Genomic DNA, 26983 nt, shown 5'->3' on the forward strand with positions numbered 1-26983 from the left:
CGGCGAGGCAGTCGCCGCGGCCCCACTGACGGTCCGCTCAGAAAGGGCCGGGAGGCCCGGAGCGGCTCTTGCGCGCTGCTGCCAGACCCGAGATGGTCGAGACACCGAACCGCGGTCGGCTTTTGCCCTACGCTTTTCGGGACACGTACCGAATCAAGGAGGCCCCCTCGTGCTCGTCGAACCCGGAACCCCGTCCACCGCGCCCCGACCCACTCCGGTGTCGGAGACGGAGCTCGAGGTGACGCCGCGACGACGCCGGGGCCGCCCCAACGTGCTGTCCCGCGAGCAGGTGATCGACGCCGCCACGACCATCGCGAACGAGGACGGCCTCGACCGCCTGTCCTTCCGGGCACTGGGCGTGCGGCTCGGCGTCGCCCCGATGACCGTGCACCGGACCATCGGCGGCCTCGACGACCTGCACGCCGAACTCGTCCGCCGCACCGTCGACGAGTTCACCGCGACCTTCGTCTGGCCGGACGAGTGGCACGCCGTCGTCCGCACCTTCGCCACGACGTTCCGCGACCTGATGCGCACCCACCCGCTCGTGCTCGAGTCGCACAGCCAGCGCGCCCCGCTCGCCTCGACCGAGTCCGACGCCGTCGTGGCGAAGGTCGTCGGTGCTCTGCAGGACGCCGGACTGCCGCCGGCCGAGGCGATGTACGCCTTCTTCGTCGTCTACGACTTCGTGGTCGGGCACGCCGGGGTGCAGGTCGGGCGCGGGGACTCCGAGGCCGGACGCCCCGAGCGGCACCGGCTGGTGGGCGAGATCCTCGGCGAGCACTCCTACGACGACCGGTTCGCGCTCGGCCTCGACATCCTGATCGCCGGCATCGAGTCGCGCATCGACCACCCGGACCACACCGCCTGACCTCGGCCGTACGCTGGTCGGGTGACCACAGCGCCCGAACCGTCGCACGAGCTGACGACCAACGGGGTGGGGCCGCACCCGGAACCCTGGCCCGACGACCCGCGGCTCGACCCGGAGCTGCTGGCCGCGGGGGACTCCCGGAACGTGCTCGACCGCTACCGGTACTGGTCGATGGACGCGATCGTCGCCGAGCTCGACACCCGCCGGCACGCGTTCGACGTGGCGATCGAGAACTGGCAGCACGACCTGAACATCGGATCGATCGTGCGGAGCGCCAACGCGTTCCTCGCCGGCACCGTGCACATCATCGGGCGACGCCGGTGGAACAAGCGCGGAGCGATGGTCACCGACCGGTACCAGCACGTCCGGTACCACCCCGACGTCGAGGCGTTCCTCGCCGCGATGGCCGAGGAGCAGCGTCCCGTCGTCGCCATCGACAACACCCCCGGTGCCGAGCGCATCGAGACCGCGACGATCCCGGAGCGCTGCGTGTTCCTGTTCGGGCAGGAGGGCCCCGGGCTGACCGAGCAGGCGGTCGCCGGTGCCGACGCACACCTGGAGATCACGCAGTTCGGGTCGACGCGGAGCATCAACGCGTCGGCCGCCGCGGCGATCGTCATGCACAGCTGGGTCGTCCAGCACGCGGAGTTGCCCGGCGCGGCTTCGTGAGCAGAAATGGTCGGGCACGGGCCCTGAACCCGACCATTTCTGCTCACGAAGCGGGCGGGGCGGAGGCAGGTCGGGCCTCCAGGCCGGGGCCCGCGCTGCCCCGTCAGCGCGCGGCGGTGGTGCGGCGCGCGACCAGACGGGGTTCGACGAGGAGTTCCGTGGCGGCGATCCGTGGATCGGCGATCCGGGCCAGCAGGCGCTCGCCGGCGCCGCGGCCGATCTCGACGCTGCGGTCGTCGATGCTCGTCAGGCCGACGTAGCGCATCGCGGCCACCGGGGTGTCGTCGTAGCCGATGACCGAGACGTCCTCGGGGACGCGCAACCCGCGTTCGGCGAGCTCCGACAGGGCGCCGAGGGCCATCACGTCGTTCGCGGCGAAGACCGCGGTGACGTCCGGGTGCTCGTCGAGGAGCATGCCGAGGGCGCGGGAACCGGCCTCTTCGGTGGGTTCTCCCGGCAGCAAGGTCGTGACGACGGACGCGCGTGCCGCCGCGGCCTGCGCGAACCCGGCCTGGCGTTCGGCCGAGGCCGCCGAGCTCGCACCGACGAACCCGAGGCGGGTGTGGCCGAGGTCGAGCAGGTGCTGCGCCGCGATGCCGCCACCGGCGTGGTCGTCGTTCGCCACGGTGTCGGCACGGGGGATCGCGACCCGGCCGCCGGCGATCACGAGCGGCATCGAGGCCGGGATCGCGAGGTCCGTGGTGGGCTCGCCAGCGATCACGATGCCCTCGACGCGCATCGAGAGGAAGCCCTCCACCGGAGAGGCATCGAGCCCCGTGTTGAGGAACCGGTCGGCGACCACGAGCCGGTGTCCCTGGTCCTGCAGGCTCTCGCGCAGGCCGGTGAGCAGGTCCACGAACCACTGGTTGCGGAAGTCGTCGAGGACCACGCCGATCGTGCGGCTGCGCGTGCCGGCGAGGGAGACGGCCGCGGTGGAGGGACGGTAGTCGAGTTCCTGGATGGCCTTGAGCACGGCGGCCCGGCGCTGGTCGCTGACCCGGGGGGAGCGCTGCAGCACGAGGGAGACGAGGGACTTCGAGACCCCGGCGCGTGCGGCGACGTCGTAGATGGTCGCGGGCTTGCCGTCTCCCATGATGCGCTTCGACCTCCGTTGGCTCGTGCGTCGATCGTAGCGGTTGACGTGACATGGGCCGGGCGGGGTCGTGTCGGGGTCGTGTCGTGGTGGCGGTTTCGCTTCGTGAGCAGAAATGGTCGGGTGCGGGGCGGCGACCCGACCATTTCTGCTCACGATCTGCGCGTGGCTGGTCCTCCACACGGGAGGCCCGGGGTGCGTTGTGCACAGAAGTCGCGTTCGGCGCGCGGGCAGTGGGCGCGGGGCGCGAACGTGGTGGTCATGCGAGCACGACCACTTCCGACACCGCTGCGCGGGCGCACGTTCGACGTCGGTGCCGCCGACCGCCTGGGCCTCTCCCGACAACGACTCCGACGGCGTGACCTGATCCGGCCGACCCGGTCCATCCGATGGGCACGTGACCGTCCGCCCGACCCGGTCCACCGGATCCGGGCGTTCCGGCCGGTCCTGGTTCCCGGGCAGTTCATCAGTCACGTCTCGGCAGCGGTCCTCTGGCAGCTGCCGGTCCCGTTCGCCGACGACGGACCGGTGCACGTCACGAGTCCCGTGCCGATCGCACAACCGCGCCGCCGCGGGGTCATCGGGCACCGCATCACACCGGACCGTGCCCGGGTGACGGAGCGGTGGGGGATGCCGACGAGCACGCCCGCGGCGCTGTGGGTGGACTGCGGTGCCGTGCTCTCGGTCGACCAGCTCGTCGTACTCGGGGACGCCATCGTCACGGAACGACGGTGCGGGACGACGATCGACGACCTCGCTGCCGCCGTCGCCCTGGCGGGCGCGCGATCGGGTGTCCGACGACTGCGCGTGGCGCTCGGGCTCGTGCGGGTGGGTGCCGGGTCGCCGCAGGAGACCAGAGCACGGCTGGCGATCGTCCGCGCGGGGCTGCCCGAGCCCGACCTGCAGGTCGACGTGCTCGACGAAGACGGTCGGTTCGTCGGCCGTGTCGACCTGGCCTACCCGGAGCAGCGCATCGTCATCGAGTACGAGGGTGACCACCACCGGACCGATGCCGAGCAGTGGGGCCGCGACCTCCGCCGCCACCGCGAGATGGAACGAGTCGGCTGGGCGGTCGTCCGGTGGACGAAGTCCGACCTCGACACCCCGGGGTTCGGCGCGGTCGCACACCTGAGGTCGCTGCTCGCGCGCCGGGGGTAGCGTCCGCGGCATGGCGACGCTGCTCATCACCGGAGCCGCGGGTCGGATCGGGAGCGCCCTGCGTCCTCGACTGCGGTCCGCGGGACACGACCTCGTGCTGCTCGACGAACAGCGGCCCCACGATCCGATCGTCGCCGGGGAACGGTTCGTGCCCGGTTCGGTGAACGACCCGGCAGCGCTGGACGATGCGCTCGCCGGGGTCGACACCGTGGTGCACCTGGCGGGCATCCCGACCGAGGCCGCCTGGGACGACCTGATCGCGGCGAACCTGACCGGCACGAAGAACGTGCTCGAACGGGCGGCCGCCGCCGGGGTGCTCCGGGTGGTGCAGGCGAGCTCGATCCACGCGGTGGGGCTGGTGCCCGAACCCCTCGACCAGCCGGGGAGCGTGCCCGGCGACCGGCTGCCCCGTCCGGACACGTACTACGGCGTGACGAAGGCGGCGATGGAACTGCTCGGCAGCCTGTTCGCCGACCGGTGCGAGATGTCGATCGTGTCCGCGCGGATCGGTGCGTTCGGGGCGCTGCCGCCGACGACCCGGGGGCTGCTCATGTGGACCTCGCCAGACGACCTGACGCGATTGGTGCTCGCGACCGTGGCGCTCCGCAACCCCGGGCACCACGTGGTCTGGGCCCTGTCGCGGAACACCGGGTCGCCGGCTGACCTGTCCGCCGGGGAGCGCATCGGGTTCCACCCCCTCGACGACGCGTCCGCCGTGCTCGACGCTGACGCCCGCGCTGCCCTGCCGACGGACGACCTGAGCACCCTCGGCGGTGGGATGGTGCACCAGCCGCTCGGCGAACGCACTTCGTGAGCAGAAGAGGTCGGGTGACCTGATGTCACCCGACCTCTTCTGCTCACGAAGCGTGCCGCGCCCCGCGCCCGCGCCCCGCGCCCGCGCCCCGCGCCCGCGCCCGCCCCGCGCCCGCCCCGCTACCCGATCAGGCTCGGGCGCAGGTCGCGCAGCGTGCGGGAACGGGTCTGCCGCGCCGTGACCACGAAGGACACCAGGAGCGCCCCGAGCAGCCAGCAGAGCAGCACGCCGGCGTCGGACCACGCGGCGCCGAGGTTCCCGCCGTACATCGTCTGCCGGATCGCGTCGACCGAGTACGTCATCGGCAACGCGAAGTGCAGCGCCGCCAACGGCCCCGGCAGCGTCTGCCACGGGAACGTCCCGCCGGCGGTGACGAGCTGCACGAGCATGAGCACCAGGCCGAGGAACTGCCCGACCGATCCGAGCAGCACGTTGAGCGCCATGATGATCGCCGCGAAGGTCGCCGAGGCCAGCACCATGATGCCGATCGTGCCGCCGACGTGCACCACGTTCAGGTCGAGGGCGAAGCGCACGATGAAGAACAGCGCCACCATCTGCACCAGGCCGAGGAGCGCCGGGGTCAGCCAGCCGCCGAACACCACCGCGAGGGGCTTCCGCACCGCCGTGATCGCACGCTTGGAGATCGGCTTGAGGATGAGGAACAGCGCGTACATGCCGATCCAGGCGGCGAGCGAGATGAAGAACGGCGCGAGACCGGCACCGTAGTTCGACGCGGCGGCGACGTTGTCGTCCCCGACCTTGACCGGGTCGGAGATGACCGAGGCCTGCGACTCACGCTCCGAGGCGTTCGACGCCGGGATCCTCGTGCGGCCCTCGTCGAGCGACGACGCGAGCTTCGACGACCCGGTCGTGAGCTTGTCGAGCCCCGACGCGAGTGATGACGCGCCCTGGTCGGCGGTCTTCGCACCGGTCGCGAGCTGCGACGCACCGGATGACAGCGTCGGAGCGGCCGAGGCCAGCTTCGACGTGCCGTCCGCCACCTGGGCGGCCCCCGATGCGAGCGTGGATGCCCCGTTCGCCGCCGAGGAGATGCCGGACGCGAGCGTCGGCGCCGCGGAGGCGAGCGACGACGTGCCGGCCGCGACCTGTGCGGAGCCGTCACGGAGCTTGTCCACCGAGGACTTCGTCGTTTCGTAGGTGCTCTTCGCCGAGGCGCCGGCGGTGTTGACCCGGGTGACGGCGTCGGTGACGGTCGACCGCAGGGCAGCCTGCTGTTCCTCGGTGAGCTCGACACCCTCGGGCAGGTTGTCGGTGATGCCCGAGATCACGGTCTCGGCGTCGAGGGGTCGGAGCGAATCGACGTCGGCGCTGTACGAGTCGACCGTGTCGGCGAGCTGCTTGTTGCCGGCCGCGACCTGCTGCGCCCCGCTGTTCAACTGCTGCGTCTGCGACGGCAGCGCAGCCGTCTGCTGCTGCGCGCTGGCCAGCCCGGACGCCAGGGTCGACGCCCCCGACGCCACCTGCTGCGCCCCGCTGTCCAGCTGCTGGGTCTGCGACGGCAGGTCGGCCGTGCCGGACGCGAGCTCCGCCGCGCCGGACGACAGCTTGCCGGTGCCGTCGGCGAGCTGGTGTGCGCCCGAGTCCGCCTTGGCGGTTCCGGACGCGAGTTCATCGGCCCCGTCGACGGCGTCGCCGAGGTTGTCCCGCACGTCGGCGAGCCCGACGAGCAGGGTCTTCGCCGCCTGCTTGCCGACGCGCTCGGCGACGGCGGTGCGCATGGTCTTGCCCGCCTGCTCGGCGATGGTCGAGGCCAGGTACGAGTTCGTGTCGGCCGTCGTCATGACGAGCTTCGCCTGCGTCGGGTCGTCGGACTGTGCGGACACCAGGTGCTCGGAGAAGTCGTGCGGGATGGTGACGACGAAGTCGTAGGTGCCGTTCCGGACGCCGGAGCGGGCATCGGCGGCGCTCGTCTTCGTCCACTTGAAGTCGGCGCCGTCGATGGCCTCCTTCGTGACGTCCTTGCCGTAGTCGACGTGCTCACCGTCCAGCGTCGCGCCGGCGTCGAGGTTCACGATCGCGGCGGGGATCTGGTCGAGCTTCGCGTAGGGGTCGCGGTTCGCCCACAGGTAGGCGCCGCCGTACAGCAGCGGCACGATCATGAGCGCGATGAACGCCAGGCGTGCGAGCGGGGTCGCGGTGAGCCGCGCGAGTTCTGCGCGGACGAGCGAGGTGGTGGTCACTTCTGTGCCTCCGTCGGGACGGTTGCGGATGCTTCGGTGACGGAAGGAGCGGCCGGGAGGCCCGGCTCGGTTCCGTCGGTTCGGGCCACGTCCTCGGGGTCCTCGGTCTGGGGCGTCACGAGCGTCGCGACGTCGTCGTGCGTCGCGACGTCGTCGTGCGTGTCGATCGTGTCGAGCAGGTGCTCGACGGTCGTGGCGGCTGCCTTCGAGGTCACGAGGACCACGGTCACGCCCCGTCGTGCGACGTCGCGGACCACCTGGAACCAGTCCTCGACGGCGCCGCCGTGCCGCTCGGGCGAGGTGATCACGATGCCGGTCACACCGTCGCGGAGCAGGGCGAGTTCGACGAGCAACCGGATGCGCACGGCGGTCGGCACCCGCTGCACGGCGGTGTCGACGTAGTCCCGCAGTCCGAGCTCGTCGAGCACGGTGTCGACGTGCTCACGGTTCGGGCGCTGCCCGGCGAACGCGAGCTCCTCGCGCACGATCTGCTTGAGGGTCATGACGGGGAAGGGCTCGGCGACCCCGGGGGTGTCGACCAGGGCGAACGCGCGCCGGACGGCTGCCGGGTCCTCGTGGCCGTCGAGCAGCAGGCGGCCGGTGTCGGGCTGCATGCGGCCACCGGCGACGAGTGACGCGAGCACGGGTGCCTGCTCGGTCTCGACGGCGAGGACCCCCGGGCGTCCGGGGGCAGCGACGGCGGAGACGACGGGCAGGGGCGCGCCGGGCTCCTCGCCGATGCCGACGTGGTCGAGTTCGAGCGTCATGCGTGGTCCTTCGGGGCAGAGGCGGGGGCGGGAGCGGGAGCGGGAGCAGCGGGTTCGGAGAGCAGCGCGGTGCGCCAGTCGATGCCGGCCATGCCCAGCGCGGACACCACCACCATGCGCCGTCCGTCCTCGTCGCTCGTGCCGGAACGGGTGGCCTCGTCGAGGACGGCGATGCACGCGCCCTCGACCAGACGGCCGAGGGTCTCGGGGTCGACGTCGTCCCGCATGGCGCCGTCGGCGATCCCGAGCGCGCACGCCTGGCGCACCTGCGAGCGCAACGGTGCGAACACCTCGGCGACGGGTTCGGCGAAGGGGCTGCGCACGGCGACCCGGGCCATCGAGCGGACGTGCGACACCTCGCTCCAGAGCGTCACGGCGATGGCGGCGAGGCGTGCGGCCGGCGGGAGCTCCTGCAGGTCCGAGGTGGTGGGCATGGCGGCGGCGATCCGGGCGGCGCCGGCGGTCACGACCTCGCGCACCAGGTCGTCGCGCGAGGGGAAGTGTCCGTACACCGCACGACGCGAGAGGCCGGCGGAGGCGGCGATCGTCTCGATCGAGGCATCCGGGTCCTGCTGCAGGCAGGTCTTCGCCGCGTCGAGGAGGGCTGCCCGGTTCTCCGTGGCGTCGCGGCGGGGCGCGCGGGAGGGCTGCTCGGTGGTGGTCACACACCCCATCGTAATAACGTGCACACAGGTGTGCAACTTAACAGGTTCCGTCCCCCGGACGAGGGGAGTCCCCCAAAGAGCGGACTGTCCAGCCTGAGAACGAACGCATAGCTTCACAGGAATCTCATGCGAACCACGGACTGAGCCTGGAGTGCCCTCTTTGAACCGTGCAACACCGATTCCCGACCCGAACCCAACACCCCATCGCTTCACCCGCGTCCTGACCGCCGGCATCGCCGTCGCGGCACTCGCGTGTGGCGGTCTCGCGGTCGGGGGCGCGGCCTCCGCAGCTCCGGCCGGGATCTCGGTGGCCGACCTCAAGCTCTCTGCCCCGCTCCGTGACGCCAAGCCGACGAAGACCGTCGCCGCGTTCGTGCGCACGACCGGCCAGGGTGCCCTCGAAGTGGACGCCAAGGCGAAGGGCGGGGACCTGACGAAGTCGCGGACCCAGTCCTCCGCAGCCAAGAACCGCGTCGAGGCGATCCAGTCGACCGTCGCCGCGGTGCGGTCGGCCGTCAAGCGCGCCGACGCCCAGGCGGCCGAGCTCTACTCGACCGAGTACACCGTCCCGGGAGTCGCGGTCGTCGCCGACGTCGACGCGTTCCGGCAGATCGCGGAGCGCTCCGACGTCGAGAGCATCATCCCGCTCACGCCGAAGAAGATCGTCGAGCCGACGGTCAACGAGAACGCCGACGCCGCTCCCTCGGGCGTCGACCCGAGCCTGGTGCGCCCCGGTGCCGACGGCGTCACGCCGAAGAACGCCGCGAGCGACGTCTACACGCGCTCGCTCGACGCCTGGCAGCAGACCGGCCACACCGGCAAGGACGTCAACGTCGCCGTCCTCGACACCGGTCTCGACTACACGCAGGCCGACTTCGGCGGCCCCGGCACCACCGAGGCGTACCAGCAGGCCCTGGCCAACGCGAGCGGCGGCGCCCCGGACCCCAGCCTGTACGACGCGTCGAAGTTCCTCGGCGGGTACGACTTCGCGGGTGCGACCTACAACGCCGACCCGACGGGCCCGAACACCTACGACCCGGTGCCGGCGCCCGACGACAACCCGATCGACGGCAAGGGCGGCGACCACGGCACGCACGTGTCCGGCTCGATCGCCGGCTACGGCCTGACCGCCGACAAGCAGCGGTTCGACGGCGACTACACCAAGCTCACGACGCAGCAGGTGCAGGACATGTGGATCGGCCCGGGCACCGCGCCCGAGGCCGGCCTGTACGCCCTGAAGGTCTTCGGCGACAACGGCGGCTCGACCGACGTCACCGGTGCCGCGCTCGACTGGGTGGGCCAGGCGCTCACCCAGGGCAAGGACATCAACGTCCTGAACCTGTCGCTCGGCTCCGACTACGGCGCACCGGACGACCCCGACAACGCCAAGATCGACGCACTGACCGCTCGCGGCGTGCTCCCCGTGATCGCCTCGGGCAACGCCGACGACTTCACCGACATCGGTGGTTCGCCGGGCAACGCCGAGGGTGCGCTCACCGTCGCCGCGAGCGCCACCGGCCAGTCGCTCTACGACGGCGTCCAGGTCACCGCGCCGGCCGACGTCGCGAAGACCTACCGCTCGCAGTACTCGTCCAACTTCACGGGCACCCTGCCCGTCGAGGGCGACGTCGTCGTCCCGACCACGAACATCGACGGCTGCGCAGCGTTCAGCCCCGCTGACGCCGCGGAGATCGCGGGCAAGGTCGTCTGGCTGAAGTGGACGGACGCCGCGCTCGAGTGCGGTTCCGCCGTGCGCTTCAACAACGTCGAGGCTGCCGGCGGCGTCGGCGTCCTGCTGGCGGGCACGCTCGACACGTTCGAATCCGGCATCGGTGGCAACGCGACCATCCCGGGTGCCGAGCTGACCGCGAAGAGCGTGGCGAGCCTCCAGGCCACCGCGAAGGCGGGGACCATGCACGTCCGCTTCGCGGACGAGCTCAAGGGCTTCGAGGTCGCCTTCGAGGCGGACGCCGTGAACACGCTCGCGTCGTTCACCAGCCGTGGCGTGCACGGGTCGTTCGCCGACATCGTCAAGCCGGACATCGCCGGCCCCGGGGTCAACGTGATCTCGGCGGCCAACGGCACCGGTGACGGCCGCATGTCGATGAGCGGCACCTCGATGGCCACGCCGGACGTCGCGGGCATCGCGGCGCTGACGTTCCAGTCGCACCCGACCTGGTCCGCCCCGCAGGTGAAGGCGGCGCTGATGAACACGGCGACGCACGACGTCAAGGACGGCGACGGCACCGCGACCCTGCTCCGCCAGGGCACCGGCCGCGTCGACGCGCTGCAGGCCGTCACGGCGGACACCACGGTCCGCAGCGTCGAGAACGGCCAGCTCGTCACCGCCTCGTTCGGTGTCGTCGAGGTCGCCGAGAAGACCAGCGAGACCCGGTCTCTGCTCGTCGAGAACACCAGCTCGACCGCGCACACCTACGACGTGGCCTACCAGCCGCGGGTGTCCCAGCCGGGTGTGGCGTTCTCGCTCAGCACCAAGCGCGTCACGGTCCAGCCGGGCCGGGGTGCCGTCGTGGACCTGACGTTCACGATCGCCGACCCGACGGCCCTCCGCCGGGTCATCGACCCCACCCAGGAGTTGGTCCAGAAGGGGTACCAGCGCGAGTTCGTCGCGGCGGCCACCGGGCTCGTCACCTTCACCCCGACCGACACCACGACCGATCCGCTGCGGGTTGGCACGTACGTCGCGCCGAAGCCCGTGAGCGCCGTCCGCGGCGCGGGCATCACGTACACCGGCTCCCAGAAGGCCGCCGACCTGCCGCTTCGTGGCCGGGTGGTCGACCAGGGGGCGGCGACGACGGGGTACCACGCGGCGGTCGCGCCGTTCGTGCTCGGCGGGACGGACCCCCAGGAGACGTTCGCGGAGGGTTCGGCGTCGCAGTCGCTCCGGGCAGCGGACGTCCGGGCCTACGGGGCGAGCTTCGACAAGGCCTCCGGCACGCTGGCGTTCGGCATCCAGACCGCGGGACCCGACGCCAACCCCGGCGCCGTGACCAACGTCGAGGTGCTGATCGACACGGACCGCGACGGTGAGCCGGACTACCTGGTCTACGACGCGAAGTCGGCGACCATCGACGCCACCCTCGCCACGACGGTGGACCTCGCGACCGGCAAGACCGTGGACGCGCAGCCCCTCAATGGCGGTGCGCCCGGCCAGGACGTCAACACCTTCGACAGCACGGTGAAGGTGCTGACGGTGGATGCCGCGCTGATCGGTGCGACGTCGACGTTCACGTACTCGGTCCTGACCGAGTCGGCCTACGCTCCGGCCGCGGCCACGAGCGGTTCGTCGATCGTGGACGAGACCACCGCGGTGGCCTTCAACCCGGCGAAGCCGCCCCTGGCCTTCGCACAGGGCTCGTCGACGGGTGTCGTCTTCGCCGACCGGGGCTCGCTCCAGGTCACGCGGTCGCCCGGTGTCGCGAGTGCCCGGGTCCTGCTGCTCCACCTCGGCAACGCGGTCGGCAGCCAGGCACAGAGTGTCGCCGCGACCTGGGTGGCTCCGACCCTGCAGCTCCAGAAGGGCAGCGGGGTGTCGATCGCCGGCACGCCGAAGGTCGGGTCGAAGCTCAAGGCGGGCCACGGCAAGTGGGACGGCACGGGCGTCACCTACTCGTACCGGTGGCTGCGCGACGGCAAGGCCGTGACGAACGCCACGGGTTCGTCGTACACGCTCGGCTCCGCGGACGCGGGGCACCGGATCTCGGTGACGGTCGTCGCGAAGGCGACGGGCTACCAGGACGGCACGGCGACGTCGACGCCGACCGCCAAGGTGGCGCGCTGATCCGCCGTTCGACACGGTGACCAGGAGGTGCCGGGCCCGGATCGGGCTCGGCACCTCTTGTTCGTGCAGGAGTCACGTCTCGCCGGTGCGTGTACAGGACAGGTAGTTAGGCAAACTAGTTACGTGGTGCCAGTGTTGCTCCCATGCAGAGCACGCTGAACCAGCTCCGGTCCAACCCGGTCGAGTGGCGCCGTCGTGGACTCACTCCGCCGGACGTCATCCAGGCCATGATCGAGCAGCGCCTGGCCGAGCCCGGGCACTCCCAGCCCGTCGGTGACCCGTCGTACCAGGACTTCTTCCGGAGCTGATCCGGGGTCGGCCGGGTGATCCGGGACGCACCGACCGACAGACGGGAGGCGCGGTGCCAGCTGGCACCGCGCCTCCCGTCTGTACGTCGGTGGCGTCTCGGACGTCACTTGCCGATCTTGCCGTCGGCCGCGTCCTCGGCCTTGCCGATCTGGTCGCCGTGCCCGCCGCCGGTCGCCTTGTCGGCCGCGTCGCCCGCCTTGTCGAGGCCGGCGTCCGTGGCCTTCTCGCCCTTGTCGCTGTCGGCGAAGTCCTTCGCCTTGTCTCCGATGCCGCTCATGTCGTGCTCCTTCCCTGGTGGATCTGGACGGGTCCGACCGTGCTCCGACCGATCTGGACGGGTCCGACCGTGCTCCGACCGATCCGGACGGACACCCAGCTGCGCCGGATGTGGACAAGTGGCCCACCGTCCACAGGGCGTCACAGCGGGTGACGCGCAGGTGACCAGCCGATAGACTCGGGTGGACCACCGGCCCGGACGGCCGTGTGCGGTCCTCCGCCAACGTGAGGAGAACCAGATGCCCGCAGCAGTCATCATCGGCGCCCAGTGGGGCGACGAGGGCAAGGGGAAGGCCACCGACCTCCTCGGCTCCCGCATCGACTACGTCGTGAAGTTCAACGGCGGCAACAACGCCGGCCACACCGTCGTCGTCGGCGGCGAGAAGTACGCGCTGCACCTGCTGCCCTCCGGCATCCTGACGCCCGGCGTGACCCCGATCATCGGCAACGGCGTCGTCGTCGACCTCGAGGTGCTGTTCCAGGAGCTCGACGCCCTGCGCGCCCGCGGCGTCGACGTCTCGAAGCTGCTCGTGTCGGCCAACGCCCACGTCATCACGCACTACCACCGCACCGTCGACAAGGTGACCGAGCGGTTCCTGGGCAAGCGCCAGATCGGCACCACTGGTCGCGGCATCGGCCCGACCTACGCCGACAAGATCAACCGCGTCGGCATCCGGATCCAGGACATCTTCGACGAGAACATCCTGCGCCAGAAGGTCGAGGCGGCGCTCGACCAGAAGAACCACCTGCTGGTCAAGGTCTTCAACCGCCGCGCGATCGACCCCGAAGAAGTCGTCGAGTCGCTGCTCTCGTTCGCCGAGCGCCTGCGCCCGATGGTCGCCGACACCGCCCTCGAGATCCACCGTGCCCTGGAGCGTGGCGAGACCGTCCTGTTCGAAGCCGGCCAGGCCACGATGCTCGACGTCGACCACGGCACGTACCCGTTCGTCACCTCGTCGTCCGCGACCGCCGGTGGCGCCGCGACCGGTTCCGGCATCGGCCCGGGCAAGCTCGAGCGGATCATCGGCATCGTCAAGGCGTACACGACCCGCGTCGGCGCCGGTCCGTTCCCGACCGAGCTGTTCGACGAGTCGGGCGAGTTCCTGCGCGCCAACGGCTTCGAGTTCGGCACCACCACCGGCCGCCCGCGCCGCTGTGGCTGGTACGACGCCCCGATCGCCCGCTACACGGCACGCATCAACGGTGTGACCGACTTCGTGCTCACCAAGCTCGACGTCCTGACCGGGCTCGAGACGATCCCGGTGTGCGTCGCGTACGAGGTCGACGGCGTCCGTGTCGACGAGGTCCCGGTCAACCAGTCCGACTTCCACCACGCGAAGCCGGTGTACCAGGAGTTCCCCGGCTGGACCGAGGACATCACCGGAGCCCGCACCTTCGACGACCTGCCGAAGAACGCACAGGACTACGTCCTGGCCATCGAGGCGATGTCCGGCGCACGGATCTCCGCGATCGGTGTCGGCCCCGGCCGTGACGCCATCGTCGTGCGGCACGACCTGCTCGGTGCTGACGAACGTGCCGACGAGCGCGCCGGCGAACGCACCGACGCAGCGTGACGATGCGGATCCTGTTCGTCTGCAGCGGCAACATCTGCCGGTCCCCGCTCGGCGCGCAGGTCCTGACGGCACGGCTCGGCCCCGACGCTCCGGCGTTCGTGGTCGAGTCGGCCGGCACCATCGCCGACGACGGCGCCCCGATGGACGCCGCCGCGGCCGAGCAGTCCGTGCGGCTCGGCGGCGATCCCTCGGCCCACCGGTCGCGGTACCTGACGGCCGAGATCGTCGGGCGGGCCGACCTGGTGCTGACCGCTGAGCGATCGCACCGCGCAGCCGCCGTCTCCCTGGCGCCCCGGGCGTCCAAACGGACGTTCACGATCAAGCAGTTCGCGCGGGTGCTCGCCGGCCTCGAGCCCGGTGACCTGGCCGACGTGACGACCCCGCAGCAGCTCGTGGAACGCGTCGCCCGGCTGCGCGGCACCGTCCCGCCGCCCGCCGACCCGGCCGACGACGACGTGGACGACCCCTACCGTCGCTCGACGGCGACCCACCAGCGCGTCGCCGACGAGCTCGACGTGGCGCTGACGGGCATCGCGGACGCGTTGCGCGCCGTGGTCTGACCACTGACGGACGCCAGGCCCGGTGTCAGCTGGCACCGGGCCTGGCGTCCGTCCGGGCGCGAGTGCGCCGCTCGGGACGCCGGTGTCTTCCCCCGACGCCGCCGAGCGCATGAGACGCCTCCGAATACTGCGGCGTCTCGAGCACGACGGGGCGTCGAGCGATGACGACGGCGTGTTCATCACCCAGGCGAAGCACGGCCCGAACGGCTCTTGCATCCTTCGATGGAACTCCCGCAGGTGCATCCCGAAGCCGGTCGTCCCCGAGCGCGCTGGTTCCTAGCGTCGTGTACATGACGAACACCACCGAAGTCCGGCCCACCGCCGGCACCGCAGCCCGCGACCGAGGGGGTGTCCGCGGCCTCATCGCCCGGCACCCGCTCGTGTCCTTCTTCACCATGGCACTCGGCCTGAGCTGGCTCGCGTGGGTGCCGTACATCCTGTCGCCGCACGGCATGGGCGTCTGGGACATCCACTTCCCCGAGGTCCTGGGCAGCGCTCAGTTCACGGGCGTCCTGCCCGGGGCGCTCCTCGGCCCGCTGGGCAGCGCGTTCATCGTCACCGCGGTCGCCGACGGTCGCGCGGGGCTCCGCCGCTGGGTCGGACGGCTGTTCCGCTGGCGGGTCGCCTGGTACTGGTACGCGCTGGCGCTCGTCGTCGTGCCGGCCCTGATCGTCGTGTCCGCGCTGCCGTTCGCCGGTGGTGACGTGCGGGCCCCCTCGGCCCTGGCCTTCGCCATGCTCGTGCCCGGGCTGGTCATCCAGCTGTTCTCGACCGGCCTGAGCGAGGAGCCCGGCTGGCGCGACTTCGCCCTGCCCCGCCTGCAGCACCGCTTCGGGGGCCTGGGCGCCGCCGCGATCCTCGGCCCGATCTGGGCGCTCTGGCACATGCCGCTGTACTTCAGCGACTGGGGCGGCTGGCCGAACGCGCACTGGAGCGAGCCCGTCGTGTTCGCCCTGTTCACCATCACCTTCAACGTCGTGATGATCCAGGTGTTCAACAAGACCCGCGAGAGCCTGCCCCTGGCCCTGCTGCTGCACGTCGGCGTGAACAACACGATCTCGACGCTCTTCCCCGAGATGTACCCGAGCATGACCGCCGGCACGCTGATGATCGGCCTGACCATCATGTCGACGATCGCCGCCGCGGTGCTCCTCGTCGCGACCCGTGGCCGCCTGGGCTACGACCCCGCCCGACGCGCCCTGCCCCTCGACGCACCGGTCCCCACCCACGCCCGCCTCGTAGGATCCAACGATGGCACCCGCTGAGCACGACGCGCTGCGCGCACCGGCCGAGCCGGCAGCACAGCGCGCCCGCCGCGTCGACGTCGTCGTCGCCCTCGGCACGGCCGTCGTCGCCCTCGGGCTGCTGCTCGGCCTGCCGCCCCTGGACGCCCTCGAGCCCGACGGTGCCGCCCTGGCGCTGCGGGCGCCAGCACCGTTCACCCTGGCGTGGAGCGTCCTGGCCCTCGGCCTGCTGGTCCAGTCGGCCGCCCTGCTCGCCGCCCGTCGGGCACCGCGCACCGTGCTGATCGTGGTCGCCGCCCTGCCGGTGGTGGTCGCGGCGCTCGCCCCGGAGTCGTTCGACGTGTTCGGCCTCACCGCACTGCCCGTGGTCGTCGCCGTCGTCCTCGCAGCACTCCGTGTCCCGCTGGCCCGCCTGTGGCCGACGCTCCTGGTCGCCGGGGCGCTCGTCGCCGCCGGCAGCGCGGTGCTGTCCGCCGTCGCCGGTGGTGCGTTCCGCGGTGACTTCTCGACGGGCCTGGCCGGCTCGCTCGGGCAGGGCGTGCTGCAGGCGATCGGTGCCGTCGGCCTGCCCCTGCTGGTCACCCTGCTGGTGCAGTCCCGCCGCGAGGTCCGCGTCGCCCGCACCGCCGAGGCCAGCGCTGTGAACCGTGAGCAGGACGCTCTGGTCGACGCCGCGGTGTCCCGCGAACGCGCCGCGATGGCCCGTGAGCTCCACGACATCGCCGCGCACCACCTGTCCGGCATCGCGCTGATGGCCGCCGTCATCGACCGGCAGATCGACGCGGACCCGGAGCGTGCCCACGAGGGTGCCCGCCAGGTCCGGGAGCAGAGCACCGCCGTGCTCGAGGACCTCCGCCGCCTGGTCGGCCTGCTCCGCGACGACGCCCCAGCCGAGCGCGCCGTCGAGACGGTCGCCGGCATCGTCGACCTGGCCGAACGCGCCCGGTTCCGCAGTGACGTCCGACTCGACGTGCTGCCGGGTGACCGCCCGCTGGCCGACGGCGTCGGCCCGCTCGCGCAGCTCGCCGCCTACCGCACCGTCCAGGAGGCACTCGCCAACGCCGCCCTGCACGCCCCGTCCGCCCCGTGCACCGTCACCATCGACGACCGTGACGCGACCCGGGTGGTGATCCGGGTGGAGAACGCACCCGCCACCGTCCCGGCAGCGGGGACCTCTCCCTCGGGCGGCAACGGCCTGCGGGGGATGCGCGAGCGGGCGGACCTGGTCGGGGCGCGCCTCCAGACCGGCCCGACCGCGACCGGCGGATGGCTGGTGGAGCTGGCGCTCGGCCGGGAGGCACCTGCCGCACCCGCGCAGGCCGCCGACGGCACCGGGGTGGTCGCGTGATCCGCGTGCTGGTCGCGGACGACCAGCCCCTGGTCCGCGCCGGGGTGTCCGCGCTCCTCGGCGCGGAGCCGGACATCGAGGTGGTCGGCGTGGCCGCCGACGGCGGCGAGGCGCTCGCGCTGGCGCGCGAGACGCGACCCGACGTCGCCTGCCTGGACATCCGGATGCCGGTGATGAACGGCATCGAGCTCGCCCGGATCTTCTGCGCTCCGGACGCCGATCCGGCGATCCCCGCGCTCATGCTGACGACGTTCGACCTGGACGACTACGTGTTCGGGGCGCTCGAGGCCGGTGCGTCCGGGTTCCTGCTCAAGGACGCCGAGCCGGACACCATCGTCGACGCCGTGCGACAGGTCGCCGCCGGCAACGGCACGCTCGACCAGGCGCTGACCCGGCGGGTGCTGCGGGAGTTCGTGTCACGGCGGAGCCTGCAGCCGGTCTCCGGCGACCGGGCCGACGGCGTGCTGACCGCCCGCGAGCGCGAGGTGCTCCTGCTGCTGGCACAGGGGATGTCGAACGAGGAGATCGCCGCTGCGCTCGTGCTCGAGGTGTCGACCGTCAAGTCGCACCTGGCGCGGATGCTGCCGAAGCTCGGGGTGCGATCGCGGCTGCAGGCCGTGGTGTGGGCGTACCAGAACCGGATCGTGACGGTGCCGGACCAGCCGTAGGGGCTGTCCGGGGAACGCACGTTCCCGTTCGGGGGACTGTGCACGGTCACTCCGGGCTGGTGCAGTGTATGCATGCACATCGAAACGCCGCCGGTCATCACCTCCGACGACACCTCCCTGCGGGGTGAGGTCATCCACGGGATGATCACGGCGTTGCGTTCCCGTCCGCTGCACGAGGTGACCCCCGAGGTCGTCGCGGCTGCGGCCGGTGTGGACACCGAGGTCGTCGCCCGGACGTTCCCGAGCTGGGACGGTCTGCTGCTCGCGACCATCGACCGGTGGAACGAGGAGCGCACCGTCCCGCTCATGCCCCTGGCCGAGCAGCACGGCACCATCCGGTTCCTGCGCGCGATCGTCACCGCGAACGTGGCCGACCCGTCGCTCATGCGGTTCCTGACGGCGACGCTGAACATCGCGGCGTCGCCCGAGCACCCGCTCGCGCCGATGCTGCACGTCCGGTGGCGACGGTTCCACGCCTTCGTGCAGCACGCCCTGGAGCGCGACGTCCTGCTCGGCCGGGAGCCGGGCACGATGGAGCCGGCGCGCGGTTCGGAGCAGCTGCTCGCGACCTACGAGGGACTGCAGCTGCAGTCCATGGTGCGGCCGGAGATGGACCTGCTCGAGGCCTTCGACCGTGCCGTGACGCGCCTGCGCGAGGGCTGGTCCCGCGCGTACGTGCCGCCCCTCTGGGACCTCGACCGGGTCGGTTGACCCTCCGGGTGGCCCGTCGGGCCGCCCCCAACAGACCGAGGACGCTAGGGCGTCCGAGGGCAGACGCTCACCGTCTGCACGCGTCGCCGCACGATTCGGGTTCGAGCGGCGGCGCGTACCAATCCCGGCAGGCCGGCGTTCGTTCAGCGCCGCCGGTCGCCGTGCGCTCGTTCCGGGCCGTCCGTGGGCGTGCGTTCGTTCCGCGCCGTCGGTCGCCGTGCACTCGTTCTGCGCCGTCAGTCGGCGTGCATCGCGAGCGGTCGCTCCGTGTCCACCTCGACGGGCTGCCGGCGGATGGCGATCACCGTGACGTCGTCGTCGTGCGGCACCTCGTCGGCGCGGGCCGAGAGCGCGAGGACGACCGCGTGCGGGTCGCGGCCGGCGCGGGCGATGGCGGCGACGGACTCGATCGTGTCGTCGAGGTCGTCGTACAGGTCGAGCACGCCGTCGCTGAACGAGACGAGCAGGTCACCCGGTTCGAGGGCACCCTGGGTCGTCGCCCACTCCTCGCGGATGCCGAGCCCGAGCGGCATGTCGCCCGACCGGAGCCGGTCGACGTGCCCGTCGGCGCGCAGGACGAAGCTCAGCCCGTGCCCGGCGTCGGCCCACTGGAGGCTGCCGTCGTCGGAGATCCGGGCGTGGAACAGTGTGGTGAAGGCGAGGTCGGGCCCGACACCTTCGGCGGTCAGCCCGTCGGAGGCCCGCTTCAGTGCCTCGCCGGGGTCCTCGACGGTCCGGGCGCTGCGCAGGGTCGCGCGCACCGCGGCCGCGATCAGCCCCGCGCCGACGCCCTTGCCCATGACGTCACCGAGGCTCACCGCCACGCCGGTCGGCGTCGGGTACCAGTCGAAGAAGTCGCCACCGACGCTCCGGGCCGGCAGGCAGGCACCGGCGACGACGACGTCCTCGGTGATGCGGCCGGTCGTCGTCGGGAGCAGGGACCGCTGCACCGCCGCTGCCCGGTCGATCTCGGCGCGGACCTTGCCCTCGCGCGCTTCGGCCGACCGCAGGTTCAGGCGCGAGCGACGGGAGAGCTCGTGCACGACGACGGCGACGGTGCCGAACACGACGACGAGGATGCCCAGGCGGACGAGTTCACTCGCGCCGGGCGCGTCGGACGGGGTCAGGACGTAGGGCGCGAGGATCACGAGCACGATGCCCGCGATCGCGAAGAGCACGGTGCGACGGCCCTCGAGCGACGCCCACCAGACCACCGGGAGCACCACGATCGCGGTGAACAGCGAGGAGCCGGAGCCCGTCCCGGTACGCAGCAGTGCGATCGTCAGGAAGTCGACGGTGAGCAGGACCGGCACCACCCAGGCCGCGCTGCGCACGAGCGTGGGGATCGCGCTCATCAGCGTCGCGACCACCACGCCGACCACGCTCGCGACGAACAGGTGGTGCTGGGTGATCGCCAGCGTCGGCATCACGACGCTCAGGAACGCCGACAGCGCCAACAGGCCGCTGATCGGAGCCTGACGGACGAGAGGGTTGTCGACGATGCTGGTTGGGCGAGTCATGCTCAGTGCAGGTTAGTGGTCCGGGCTGCTGAGCGACCGCCCCTGACCCCATCTGGGGACGCAGCCCTGGCCGCTCAGCGCGGCCAGGTGGCGACGACCGCGACCGTGTTGAACAGCACGTGCGCCAGGATCGCGCCGCCGATGCGGTCGGTCATCGCGACGAGCGTGCCGGTGAGCAGGCCGAGCAGGAACGTCGTCACGAACACCTGGAACCCGCCGAGCGACGTGCCACCCGCACCGAGCAGCAGGTGCAGCAGCGCGAACAGGAGCGCCGTGACCAGCACCGCGAGGAACCGGGTGCGGGGCGTGAGCTCGGCGGCGAGCCGGCGCTGGAACAGCCCGCGGAACACAACTTCTTCGAGCACCGGGCTGACGACGACGATGCCGATCGCCGACACGAGCAGCAGCCCGACGTCGGGCGTGCCGAGCGTCGGTGCCGGGACGAGCCCGGTCGACCCCGTGAACGCGATCGACAGGAACACGTCCACCGCGCGGCACACGATCACGATGCCGATCGCGAAGACCACGATCCCCAGGTCGAGCCGCAGCCGCGACACCATCGCCGAACGCGGGGTCCGACGGAGCACCACGGCGGCCGCGACGACGAGCGGCACCCACACGGCGGCGTCCGCGGCGAGCACCTGCAGGACCGGCGAGGGGATGCCCCCAGTCCGGGTGACCTGTCCGACGATCCGGGTCAGGATCACGGCGACGCCGAGTGCGACCAGGATGACGATGAGGTCGCGCTGTCGCCGCACGCTGGGCTCGGTGGTGGTCTGGGCCGGCTCGGAGCGCATGGGGCCACCGTAGAGGACACCGCGCGCCGGATGGCGACTTCCCCCGAGCAGTGCTCGTTCCTGTGGCACTATTTGTATGCCGTGCGCTGGGAGTACCCCGGCGTGCCTGTGTCGGGACCACGGGGACGGCCATGATCGGGGAAGGCAAAGGCGTGGAACTCCGCGACTACATCACGGTGCTCCGCAAGGGATGGGTGCTGATCGTCGTACTCGCCCTGGTGGGAGTGGCCGCAGCCGCAGGGTTCTCCCTGCTGAAGAAGCCGGTCTACTCGGCATCGGCGCAGGTCTTCGTCTCCACGGAGACGTCCGGCAGCGCCAGCGACCTGGCCCAGGGCAACACGTTCACCCAGCAGCGGGTGCTGACGTACTCGAACCTGGTGTCGACGCCGATCGTGCTGCTGCCGGTCATCTCGTCGCTCAAGCTCGACATGAACGCGGACCAGCTCGCGACCATGGTGTCGGCGACGGCGCCGACGAGCACCACCCTCATCGCCATCTCGGTCGAGGGCACCGATCCGGTGCAGGCCGCGAACATCGCGAACGCGACCTCGCAGAGCCTGACGAACGTCGTGCAGGACATCGAGGCCACGGACGCGAGCGGCAAGAGCACGGTCAAGCTCACCCGCGTGAAGCAGGCCGACGTTCCGAGCACGCCGGTCAGCCCGAACGTCCCCGTCAACGTCGCGCTCGGGCTGCTCGTCGGGCTCGCCCTCGGTGTCGGCATCGCCGTCCTGCGACAGACCCTGGACAACCGGATCCGCACCGAGCTCGACGTCGAGAAGATCAGCGACAAGCCGGTCGTCGGCGGGATCGCCTTCGACGCCAAGGCCGCCGAGCGCCCGCTCATCGTGCAGGTGGACCCGCGCAGCCCCCGCGCCGAGTCGTTCCGCACGCTCCGCACCAACCTGCAGTTCCTGGACATCGGCACCGGTGCCCGCACCTTCGTCATGACGTCGTCGATGCAGTCCGAGGGCAAGAGCACCACCGTCGCGAACCTGGCGATCGCCCTGGACAGCGCCGGGTTCCGCGTCATCCTGATCGACGCCGACCTGCGCCGCCCCCGCGTCGCCGAGTACATGGACGTCGAGAGCAACGCCGGTCTGACCGACGTGCTGATCGGCCGCGCCGACCTGGAGGACGTGGCCCACCCGTGGGGACGCGGCAAGCTCGTCATCCTGCCCGCCGGTCAGATCCCGCCGAACCCGTCCGAGCTGCTCGGCTCGCGCGCGATGCAGGACCTGATCGACCTGCTCGAGCAGCAGTTCGACTACGTCCTGTTCGACGCCCCGCCGCTGCTGCCCGTCACCGACGCGGCGATCCTGGCCAAGAAGGCCTCCGGCGCGATCGTCGCGGTCGCCTCGGGGCAGACGCTGAAGGGCCAGCTCGCCGCGGCCGTCGCCACCCTCGAGAACGTCGGCGCCCCGGTCTCCGGCTTCGTCCTGACGAAGATGCCGCTGAAGGGCCCGGGCGCCTACGGCCACGGCCGCTACGGCTACGGCTACAGCTACGGCCACGACGAGGACGACAACACCGTGACCACGTCGACACACCCGCCGAAGCGTGCCGGCAAGAAGCTGGGCGTGCTCCGCCGCGCCGGACGCTGAACGGGGCCGATCAGATGAAGAATCGCCGGGGGACCCGAAGCCTCGGCCGCGCACTGCCCCGGACCACGTTCATCCTGGTGGCCGTCGTGGTGGTGGCGCTGATCGTCGTCGACGTGGTGCTCGTCGCGCTCGCCCTGGGCCGCACTGCGCCCGAACAGAACGGACCGGCAGGTCCGATCCCGACCTTCTCGCAGGCACCGGATTCGAGCGAGACACCGAAGCCGAGTGCGTCTGCGGACGCAGACGCCACTGCGACCAAGCAGCAGGGTCGCCGCCTGTTGGCAGCGGTCGACGGCCAGGAGGCGTGGCGCGCGTCCGGTGGGTCGTGCGGCGGCCCGCGGCCGGTGCTGGAACACTCCGTGGACGGCGGGGCGACGTGGGTCCCGGTGGGACTCGGGACGGATGTCGGAGCGCTCATGGCGATCCGGGCCTCCAGTGCGGAGCTCTCGATCCTGGCAGGTGTCGGCGACGACTGCACCACGACGGCGCGGACCAGCGCCGACGCCGGCGTGACGTGGGAAGCCGGGGCGCCCGGCGCCGCCGGTGCCGGCATCAGCGCCGACGGCGTGGTGCTCTCGAAGGGGACCGTCCAGGCGCCGTGCGCCGACCCGATCGAGGCGTTCCAGGGGCAGCAGACCGCGGTCGTCATCTGCGACGGCCAACTCGAGTGGCGCACCGGTGAGGAAGCCTGGGTCGACGTGCCGATGGGTGGCGTGCGCTCGATCGCCGTCGACGGCAGCGACTACACGCTGGCCCGCGTGGGGGTCGCGTCGTGCGACGGCGTGCAGCTCGTGACGATGCCCGCCGCCGGGGTGACGCCGAGCACCCCCGTCACGCCTGTCGGTTGCGCTGACGGCGCGGACACGGACAACACCGTCACCATCGACCGCGCCGGCCAGGACGTGTGGCTGTGGGACGGCACGACCGTGCGGGTCTCGTCGGACGGCGGGGCGACGTGGTGACCGGGGCGTCCTCGTGACGGCGGACGCGCTCCGCGCACCGCGCGCCCTCGGAGCCACCGACGAGTGGAGCCGCACGTACTCACGCCGTGTGCTCTTCACCGACCTGCTGGCCCTGATCTGGGTCGTCTTCGGCGTGCAGATCGCCTGGCTCGGACTCGAGTCGAACCTGGCCACGAACACCGCCGACCTGCGACTGAGCTACTCCGCGATCTCCATCGTGGTGATCGTCGTGTGGATGAGCGCACTCGCCCTGTACGACACCCGCGGCGCGCGGGTGATCGGCGTCGGCAGCACCGAGTACCGCCTGGTCGCGGACTCCAGCGTCCGCGTGTTCGGCCTGCTCGCGATCGCGGCGTTCCTGCTGCACGTCGACCTGGCCCGCGGCTACGTGCTCATCGCGTTCCCGATCGGGATCCTCGTCCTCCTGCTGTCCCGGTGGATCTGGCGCCAGTGGCTCGTCGCCCAGCGTCAGCAGGGCGCCTACTCGGCGACGGTGCTGCTCGTCGGGTCGCCGGCCAGCGTGCTGCACATCGGCCGCGAACTCGCGCGTTCCCCCGAAGCCGGCTACCGCGTGGTCGGCGCCGTCGTGTCGACGAACCACCGCGGTCTGCTGGCCGGGTCGACCATCCAGAGCCACGGCGGCTTCGACGACGTCGGCTCCGCGCTGCGCGAGACCGGTGCCGACACCGTCGTGATCACGAGTTCCGACGACCTGCCGCCGGAGCGCGTCCGGGAACTCAGCTGGTCGCTCGAGCCGGGTCGGCAGCACCTGGTGGTCGCGCCGAGCCTGACCGACATCGGTGGTCCCCGCATCCACACCCGGCCGGTGCAGGGCCTGCCGCTCATCCACGTCGAGACGCCGACGTACTCGGGCCGCAAGCTCTACACGAAGCGCGCCTTCGACCTGCTCGGCGCGGGGCTGCTCGTCGTCGTCCTGTCGCCGCTGCTCCTCGTGCTGGCCGTGCTGGTGAAGACCACCTCGACCGGTCCGGTCTTCTTCCGGCAGGAGCGCGTCGGGCTGAACGGCAGCACCTTCCGGATGATCAAGTTCCGCTCGATGGTCGTCGACGCCGAGGAACGCCTGCAGGAGCTCAGTGCGCTCGACCGGGCCGAGGGCAACGACGTCCTGTTCAAGATGCGGAACGACCCCCGGGTCACCCGGGTCGGCGGGTTCATGCGCCGCTACAGCCTCGACGAAGTGCCGCAGCTGTTCAACGTCCTGGCCGGCAGCATGTCCCTCGTCGGACCCCGGCCGCCGCTCTCGCGGGAGGTCGCCCGCTACGACACCCATGTCCACCGTCGCTTCTTGGTGAAGCCGGGGATGACGGGGCTGTGGCAGGTGAGCGGTCGATCCGATCTGTCGTGGGAGGACTCGGTGCGGCTGGATCTGTTCTACGTGGAGAACTGGTCGATCGTGGCCGACCTCCTCATCCTCTGGAAGACGTTCAAGGCCATCGCGACCAGCCGAGGTGCGTACTAGATGACCGCTCACAGCAATCCTGACGGGGCGGAGCCCGGAATCCGCGACGCCGTGATCGCCCTCCCGACGGTCCGTGCGGCAGGCGTGCCGCTGGTCGCGGTCCCAAGTCCGGAAGTCCTCGAGCAGCTGCGGTCCGTCGCTGATCGCCTCGACGGACCGGGGATCCCCGTCCACTTCGTCAACGCGTACACCGTGTCGTTGACGTCCGACCCCCGCTACCTGCGCCTGTTCCAATCGGACGGGGTGAACATCGCGGACGGGACGCCCCTGGCGTGGATCGCACGCTCGATCGGTGGCGAGGTCGCACATCTGCGCGGTCCGGACGCATTCCGCGAGATCCTCTCGTCGAAGCCGACGTACGGTCTTCGACACTTCCTGCTCGGTGGGAGCGAGGGGTCACTCGCCCGTCTCGAGATGGCCATCGCTCGGGACTACCCCGATGCGCTCGTGGTGGGTGCTTTCAGTCCCCCCTTCACCGAGTTCGGCGACAGCGATCGAGACCACATCGATTCGCTGATCCGGGAATCGGCGGCAAACGTCGTCTGGGTCGGCATCGGCACACCGAAGCAGGACTACGAAGTCGTCAGACTCGCCGCGCTGCACTCCGCAGTCGTCCTGGCTGTCGGGGCAGCCTTCAACTTCGTGTCCGAAGACGTCGTCGAGGCACCGAGGCTGTGGCGCCGAACGGGCCTCGAGTGGGTGTACCGACTCGTCCGCGAGCCACGGCGCCTCTGGCGCCGCTACCTGCTCGGTAACCTGACGTTCCTCGTGCTCGCTGTCAGGAGACGACGTGGCTGAGGCGCACGGTGACGTCATCGTGATCAGTCAGCTGCCCCCACCCGTGCACGGGTCGACGGTCATGACGAGGACCCTCATGGACGTCCTCGCCGGTTCTGGCCGGCGCCCGGTCCTAGTGGACCGGCGCTTCAGCAAATCAGTCGACGAGATCGGCTCGACGAGCATCAAGAAAGTACTCAGCGGCATCTCGCTCCTCTTCCGGCTCGGAACGACGCTCCGGCACCACCGTGACGCGGCAGTGGTGTTCTTCACCACGAACCGGCCACCGTCGTTCTGGGTTGACGTCGTGATGAGCGTGGAACTGCGGATGCTGCGCCGTCCGTACATTGCGTACGTCCACACGTCGGGCTACCGAGCGTTGGCCGAACGAGGGGCCCTCCATCGCGGTGGGGTGGCCCTCCTGCTCGGCGGCGCTTCTTCGGTGGTGGTCCTCGGGGAGTCGATGCTCCCCGACGTGCAACAGTTCAACGACGCCCGCAGTGTCATCCCGAACGCGGTCGGCGGTCCGGAGCGGCGAACGACAGCCGTCGGCGGATCGTCGACGATCGCCTTCCTGTCGAACCTGATCCCGGGCAAGGGTGCCGAGGACTTCATGCGCATCGCGAACCGGTGCCTCGTCGACGCACCGGACGCTCGAGCGATCGTGATCGGTCGAGCGTCGTCCGACGAGTACGGGGAGGGGCTGCGGGCGATCCTCGACCCGGAGGTGCGAGACCGGGTGGACTTCATCGGCGCGATGTTCGACGAGGCTCGTGATGGCCTGCTCGCGACCGCGAGTGTCCTCGTGTTCCCGAGCACCTACCGCTACGAGGCACAGCCGCTGACAGTCCTGGAATCGATGCGGGTGGGAGTTCCGGTCGTCGCCTACGACGTCGGGGGCCTCCGCGACGTGATCGACGACGATGTGAACGGGTTCCTCGTCAGGAGCGGTGACTGGGAGGCGGCATCTGAGCGATGCCGGACAATCCTGTCGTCACAAGACGACCGCGACCGGCTCGCCGCAGGAGCCCTCACGACATACCGCGAACGTTTCGGACTCGCCCGGTACAGCGCGGCGTGGACCGAACTCCTCGAGCGGGGTGCGTGACGTGGCAG

24 protein-coding genes are annotated in these 26983 nt (G+C 71.4%); 17 read left to right on the top strand and 7 right to left on the bottom strand.

What is annotated here, in order from left to right:
* Positions 1–169 precede the first annotated feature (169 nt).
* Positions 170–868, top strand: a complete 699-nt coding sequence (locus tag ORG17_RS02610) for a TetR/AcrR family transcriptional regulator C-terminal domain-containing protein (protein WP_214527494.1) — start codon at positions 170–172, stop codon at positions 866–868.
* Positions 869–889: 21 nt separating this feature from the next.
* A complete protein-coding gene (locus tag ORG17_RS02615) occupies positions 890–1537 on the top strand; it encodes a TrmH family RNA methyltransferase (protein WP_214527495.1) in 648 nt (215 codons plus the stop codon).
* Between the two features lie 103 nt (positions 1538–1640).
* On the opposite strand, the gene ORG17_RS02620 is transcribed toward ORG17_RS02615, so the two are convergent.
* Complete coding sequence (locus ORG17_RS02620) at positions 1641–2630, bottom strand: LacI family DNA-binding transcriptional regulator (protein ID WP_214527496.1); 990 nt, start codon at positions 2628–2630, stop codon at positions 1641–1643.
* A gap of 261 nt (positions 2631–2891) precedes the next feature.
* On the opposite strand from ORG17_RS02620, the gene ORG17_RS02625 reads away from it, so the two are divergent.
* Positions 2892–3788: an endonuclease domain-containing protein gene (locus tag ORG17_RS02625; protein ID WP_214527497.1), complete on the top strand. Its 897-nt coding sequence runs from the start codon at positions 2892–2894 to the stop codon at positions 3786–3788.
* Between the two features lie 10 nt (positions 3789–3798).
* Positions 3799–4602: an NAD-dependent epimerase/dehydratase family protein gene (locus tag ORG17_RS02630; RefSeq protein WP_214527498.1), complete on the top strand. Its 804-nt coding sequence runs from the start codon at positions 3799–3801 to the stop codon at positions 4600–4602.
* A gap of 119 nt (positions 4603–4721) precedes the next feature.
* Here the strand turns inward: ORG17_RS02630 and ORG17_RS02635 are convergent, their stop codons facing one another.
* The 3 genes from ORG17_RS02635 to ORG17_RS02645 are packed head-to-tail and all read right to left on the bottom strand — an operon-like array spanning position 4722 to position 8235.
* Positions 4722–6803, bottom strand: coding sequence for a YhgE/Pip domain-containing protein (locus tag ORG17_RS02635; RefSeq protein ID WP_214526664.1), 2082 nt, complete (start codon positions 6801–6803; stop codon positions 4722–4724).
* A complete protein-coding gene (locus ORG17_RS02640; RefSeq protein ID WP_214526665.1) occupies positions 6800–7570 on the bottom strand; it encodes a hypothetical protein in 771 nt (256 codons plus the stop codon). The genes ORG17_RS02635 and ORG17_RS02640 overlap by 4 nt, the downstream gene beginning before the upstream one ends.
* A complete protein-coding gene (locus ORG17_RS02645) occupies positions 7567–8235 on the bottom strand; it encodes a TetR/AcrR family transcriptional regulator (RefSeq protein ID WP_214526666.1) in 669 nt (222 codons plus the stop codon). The genes ORG17_RS02640 and ORG17_RS02645 overlap by 4 nt, the downstream gene beginning before the upstream one ends.
* A gap of 307 nt (positions 8236–8542) precedes the next feature.
* Between ORG17_RS02645 and ORG17_RS02650 the strand changes: the two genes are divergently transcribed.
* Both ORG17_RS02650 and ORG17_RS02655 read left to right on the top strand, forming a co-directional pair.
* Complete coding sequence (locus tag ORG17_RS02650) at positions 8543–12037, top strand: S8 family serine peptidase (protein WP_214526667.1); 3495 nt, start codon at positions 8543–8545, stop codon at positions 12035–12037.
* A 143-nt stretch (positions 12038–12180) separates the two neighbouring features.
* On the top strand, positions 12181–12345 hold the full coding sequence (locus ORG17_RS02655; RefSeq protein ID WP_156155336.1) for a hypothetical protein: 165 nt from the start codon (positions 12181–12183) through the stop codon (positions 12343–12345).
* A 104-nt stretch (positions 12346–12449) separates the two neighbouring features.
* On the opposite strand, the gene ORG17_RS02660 is transcribed toward ORG17_RS02655, so the two are convergent.
* The gene (locus tag ORG17_RS02660; RefSeq protein WP_071248465.1) at positions 12450–12623 is read right to left on the bottom strand and encodes an antitoxin; all 174 of its coding nucleotides are present in this window, start codon (positions 12621–12623) and stop codon (positions 12450–12452) included.
* A gap of 238 nt (positions 12624–12861) precedes the next feature.
* On the opposite strand from ORG17_RS02660, the gene ORG17_RS02665 reads away from it, so the two are divergent.
* From ORG17_RS02665 to ORG17_RS02690, 6 genes are all read left to right on the top strand, one after another.
* The gene (locus tag ORG17_RS02665; RefSeq protein WP_110858789.1) at positions 12862–14196 is read left to right on the top strand and encodes an adenylosuccinate synthase; all 1335 of its coding nucleotides are present in this window, start codon (positions 12862–12864) and stop codon (positions 14194–14196) included.
* Between the two features lie 2 nt (positions 14197–14198).
* Positions 14199–14756 (top strand): arsenate reductase/protein-tyrosine-phosphatase family protein, encoded by a 558-nt coding sequence (locus ORG17_RS02670; protein WP_232750456.1) that lies wholly within the window; start codon positions 14199–14201, stop codon positions 14754–14756.
* Positions 14757–15046: 290 nt separating this feature from the next.
* The gene (locus ORG17_RS02675) at positions 15047–16021 is read left to right on the top strand and encodes a CPBP family intramembrane glutamic endopeptidase (protein ID WP_214526669.1); all 975 of its coding nucleotides are present in this window, start codon (positions 15047–15049) and stop codon (positions 16019–16021) included.
* Entirely contained in the window at positions 16008–17348 is a 1341-nt protein-coding gene (locus ORG17_RS02680) for a sensor histidine kinase (RefSeq protein ID WP_214526670.1), read from the top strand. Before ORG17_RS02675 ends, ORG17_RS02680 begins: the two co-directional genes overlap by 14 nt.
* Entirely contained in the window at positions 17345–18016 is a 672-nt protein-coding gene (locus tag ORG17_RS02685) for a response regulator (RefSeq protein WP_071248459.1), read from the top strand. The genes ORG17_RS02680 and ORG17_RS02685 overlap by 4 nt, the downstream gene beginning before the upstream one ends.
* 72 nt (positions 18017–18088) lie before the next feature.
* Positions 18089–18727 carry a TetR/AcrR family transcriptional regulator gene (locus tag ORG17_RS02690; RefSeq protein WP_214526671.1) on the top strand — a complete coding sequence of 213 codons (639 nt, stop codon included), beginning with the start codon at positions 18089–18091 and terminating at the stop codon, positions 18725–18727.
* Positions 18728–18963: 236 nt separating this feature from the next.
* On the opposite strand, the gene ORG17_RS02695 is transcribed toward ORG17_RS02690, so the two are convergent.
* Both ORG17_RS02695 and ORG17_RS02700 read right to left on the bottom strand, forming a co-directional pair.
* A complete protein-coding gene (locus tag ORG17_RS02695; RefSeq protein ID WP_214526672.1) occupies positions 18964–20247 on the bottom strand; it encodes a PP2C family protein-serine/threonine phosphatase in 1284 nt (427 codons plus the stop codon).
* Between the two features lie 74 nt (positions 20248–20321).
* A complete protein-coding gene (locus tag ORG17_RS02700; RefSeq protein WP_214526673.1) occupies positions 20322–21044 on the bottom strand; it encodes a CPBP family glutamic-type intramembrane protease in 723 nt (240 codons plus the stop codon).
* Positions 21045–21196: 152 nt separating this feature from the next.
* On the opposite strand from ORG17_RS02700, the gene ORG17_RS02705 reads away from it, so the two are divergent.
* The 5 genes from ORG17_RS02705 (at position 21197) to ORG17_RS18220 (ending at position 26975) form a co-directional block, all read left to right on the top strand.
* Positions 21197–22648: a tyrosine-protein kinase domain-containing protein gene (locus ORG17_RS02705; RefSeq protein WP_214526674.1), complete on the top strand. Its 1452-nt coding sequence runs from the start codon at positions 21197–21199 to the stop codon at positions 22646–22648.
* A 14-nt stretch (positions 22649–22662) separates the two neighbouring features.
* Positions 22663–23610 (top strand): beta propeller repeat protein, encoded by a 948-nt coding sequence (locus tag ORG17_RS02710; RefSeq protein WP_214526675.1) that lies wholly within the window; start codon positions 22663–22665, stop codon positions 23608–23610.
* A gap of 13 nt (positions 23611–23623) precedes the next feature.
* Entirely contained in the window at positions 23624–25090 is a 1467-nt protein-coding gene (locus ORG17_RS02715) for a sugar transferase (RefSeq protein WP_214526676.1), read from the top strand.
* A gap of 243 nt (positions 25091–25333) precedes the next feature.
* Positions 25334–25888: a WecB/TagA/CpsF family glycosyltransferase gene (locus ORG17_RS02720; RefSeq protein ID WP_214526677.1), complete on the top strand. Its 555-nt coding sequence runs from the start codon at positions 25334–25336 to the stop codon at positions 25886–25888.
* Positions 25881–26975 carry a glycosyltransferase family 4 protein gene (locus ORG17_RS18220; RefSeq protein WP_214526678.1) on the top strand — a complete coding sequence of 365 codons (1095 nt, stop codon included), beginning with the start codon at positions 25881–25883 and terminating at the stop codon, positions 26973–26975. Before ORG17_RS02720 ends, ORG17_RS18220 begins: the two co-directional genes overlap by 8 nt.
* The last annotated feature ends 8 nt before the right edge of the window (positions 26976–26983 follow it).

It is taken from the genome of Curtobacterium flaccumfaciens pv. betae (assembly GCF_026241855.1).
Taxonomy (GTDB): Bacteria; Actinomycetota; Actinomycetes; order Actinomycetales; family Microbacteriaceae; genus Curtobacterium; species Curtobacterium flaccumfaciens.

What these genes read in the sequence shown, in the direction of transcription:
- ORG17_RS02660 (WP_071248465.1), bottom strand. Translation starts at nt 12,623, where the DNA reads ATGAGCGGCATCGGAGACAAGGCGAAGGACTTCGCCGACAGCGACAAG.
- ORG17_RS02695 (WP_214526672.1), bottom strand. Translation starts at nt 20,247, where the DNA reads ATGACTCGCCCAACCAGCATCGTCGACAACCCTCTCGTCCGTCAGGCT.
- ORG17_RS02630 (WP_214527498.1), top strand. Translation starts at nt 3,799, where the DNA reads ATGGCGACGCTGCTCATCACCGGAGCCGCGGGTCGGATCGGGAGCGCC.
- ORG17_RS02620 (WP_214527496.1), bottom strand. Translation starts at nt 2,630, where the DNA reads ATGGGAGACGGCAAGCCCGCGACCATCTACGACGTCGCCGCACGCGCC.
- ORG17_RS02675 (WP_214526669.1), top strand. Translation starts at nt 15,047, where the DNA reads ATGACGAACACCACCGAAGTCCGGCCCACCGCCGGCACCGCAGCCCGC.
- ORG17_RS02625 (WP_214527497.1), top strand. Translation starts at nt 2,892, where the DNA reads ATGCGAGCACGACCACTTCCGACACCGCTGCGCGGGCGCACGTTCGAC.
- ORG17_RS02710 (WP_214526675.1), top strand. Translation starts at nt 22,663, where the DNA reads ATGAAGAATCGCCGGGGGACCCGAAGCCTCGGCCGCGCACTGCCCCGG.
- ORG17_RS02655 (WP_156155336.1), top strand. Translation starts at nt 12,181, where the DNA reads ATGCAGAGCACGCTGAACCAGCTCCGGTCCAACCCGGTCGAGTGGCGC.
- ORG17_RS02700 (WP_214526673.1), bottom strand. Translation starts at nt 21,044, where the DNA reads ATGCGCTCCGAGCCGGCCCAGACCACCACCGAGCCCAGCGTGCGGCGA.
- ORG17_RS02690 (WP_214526671.1), top strand. Translation starts at nt 18,089, where the DNA reads ATGCACATCGAAACGCCGCCGGTCATCACCTCCGACGACACCTCCCTG.
- ORG17_RS02665 (WP_110858789.1), top strand. Translation starts at nt 12,862, where the DNA reads ATGCCCGCAGCAGTCATCATCGGCGCCCAGTGGGGCGACGAGGGCAAG.
- ORG17_RS02680 (WP_214526670.1), top strand. Translation starts at nt 16,008, where the DNA reads ATGGCACCCGCTGAGCACGACGCGCTGCGCGCACCGGCCGAGCCGGCA.
- ORG17_RS02670 (WP_232750456.1), top strand. Translation starts at nt 14,199, where the DNA reads ATGCGGATCCTGTTCGTCTGCAGCGGCAACATCTGCCGGTCCCCGCTC.
- ORG17_RS02640 (WP_214526665.1), bottom strand. Translation starts at nt 7,570, where the DNA reads ATGACGCTCGAACTCGACCACGTCGGCATCGGCGAGGAGCCCGGCGCG.